This window comes from Streptomyces acidicola (assembly GCF_009377235.1).
GTDB classification, from domain to species: domain Bacteria; phylum Actinomycetota; class Actinomycetes; order Streptomycetales; family Streptomycetaceae; genus Streptomyces; species Streptomyces acidicola.
On sequence record NZ_VMNX01000488.1, the window covers coordinates 1 to 2,009 of the forward strand.

1 protein-coding gene is annotated in these 2,009 nt (G+C 76.8%); it reads right to left on the minus strand.

What is annotated here, in order from left to right; translation table 11 throughout:
- On the minus strand, positions 1-2,009 hold a 2,009-nt coding region (locus tag FPZ41_RS46250), incomplete at both ends, for a helicase-associated domain-containing protein (protein ID WP_152870863.1).

The following is a 2,009-nucleotide window of genomic DNA, read 5'->3' on the forward strand; positions in this document are numbered from 1 at the left end:
GAGCCGCCCGGGGCGGGGGCCGTCGCCTTGCGGGGAGCGGTGGAGGCGCGGTCGCCCGCGCGGATGGCGCGGAGGGCGGCCGTGACGAGGGTGTCGTCCGGGGACGGAGGGCCCTCCGGGACCGGTTCCGGAGCCGTGCGCGGCGGGGTGCGGTGGGCGTGGGCCCGGGTGATCAGGACGTCGCCCTCGGCTGACTCGGCGGCAGGGGCGAAGCCCAGGGAACGCAGGCCGTCCAGGAGGGCGGCCGGGTCCGTCTGGGCGGCCAGCACGGTGGGGGCCAGACGGCGCAGACGGAGGGGCGCGGAGCGTTTGTCGGCGAGGATCTCGCCCAGGATCGTGTCGTCGTCGCAGCGGACGTAGGCGGAGGCCGCGCCGACGCGGAGGTGGCCGTGCTTGCGGGCCACGTCGTCGATCAGGTACGCGAGCGGCTGCGGTACCGGGGTGCGGGAGTGGGCCGTCAGGAACGCCTGAAGGTCGGAGGCCGAGCGGCCCGCGTCCAGGGCCCGGCGCACCGAGGCCGGGGTGAAGCGGTAGACGGTGGCCCCGCCCTTCGACTCCACGTCCGCCAGCACGTCGAGCGTGTCGGCCAGCGGGCGTTGCAGCGGGCCGGGCGCCACCGCCGTCAGGTCCGCCTGGAGGAGGACGTGGTCCAGCGGTTCGGGGAGCAGCGGGGTGAGGCGGCGGGCGGCGTGGAGGGCGGCCGCGGCCTGCTCGGCCGTGCCGAGGGGCTCCAAGGGGGCGGCGGGCGTGTGCTGGTGGTGCGCCGGGAGCTTGTCGCCGGGTTCCGCGGGCAGGTCGGCCTTGGCTGCTGTGGTTCCCGTGGGCAGGCCGAGCAGTGCCCGGCCGTGCGAGGACAGGGCGCCGCGGCCCGTGACGCCCAGCATCTCCGCCTCGGACAGCGCCCACTGGGCGAGGCGGGAGCGCAGGTCGTCCGCGGGGCTGTGCGTGTTCTGGGTGCGCTGGGCGCCTTGGACACCTGGGGCGCCTGGGGTGCTTGGCGTGTACTGGGGGCTTTGCGTGGTGGGTGGGGTCTGGGGTGCCTGGGGAGACTGCGGGCCGCGTAGGGGGCGTTCCCAGCGCAGGCGGGCCAGTACCGAGTCGGCCGTGGGCGACGTGCCCTCGGGGAGACCCGCCAGCAGGGCGAGCACCCGGTAACGGACCTCCGGCGCGGCCGACCGGTCCAGGCCCGGGCCCAGCGCGGACAACGTACGGTCCTTCGCGTCCCGACCCCCGACCATGCCCGCCGTACGCGTTGCCGTCAGCCACGCCGTCGCCAGGCGGGTCCAGCGCTCGGCGGTGGGCAGTTCCAGCCACTCGTCGTACGCGGGCGTGGCGGCGTACCGCTCGTCCGCCTCGCCGTCGGACGCCAGCAGGCCCGCCGTGTAGGCGAGTTCGACCCAGAAGGCGGCGACCGGCTCGGGCACGTCCAGGGCCGCCGCGGTCCGCTTCAGGTCCCGCACGCTCAGGCCGCCGGCCCGCAGCACGGCCGGGCCGCCCTCGTCCCAGTCCTTCAGGAGCTCCTCGACGGTCATGAGCGCCGTGTACGCCTGGCCGGCCGCCGCGGCGTCCACAGCCTGTGGACGGTGAGTGGCGGCGGCCTCCAGGGGCGGGGCCAGGGGTTCCGTCTCCCGGTGCGCCCGGCCGTCCCGCAGGTGCAGGGCGACCTCGCGGGGCAGGACGACCGTGCCGGGCGCCGTCGGCAGGAGCAGGCCGCGGTCCAGCAGCCAGCGCAGATGCGGTGCCGGGTGGGCGGTGACCTGGCCGTAGGGCGGGCCCCAGACCAGTCGGGTGAGCACGTCCAGCGACTCGGCGGGGGCGGCCGAGAGGAGCGCGGTCATGCGGGTGCGGTCGGTGAAGAGGGCGCTGAGGGACGCCATGGCCGAGACCGAGTCATGGGTGCTGGGGAGGCCGGCCGTGGTGAGGATCTCCTGGACGCGGCCCGGTGACATGCCGGCGGTGGCTTCGGCGACGGTCGGGCCGAGGCCGGTGGGGGACGGGTGCTGCGGGGA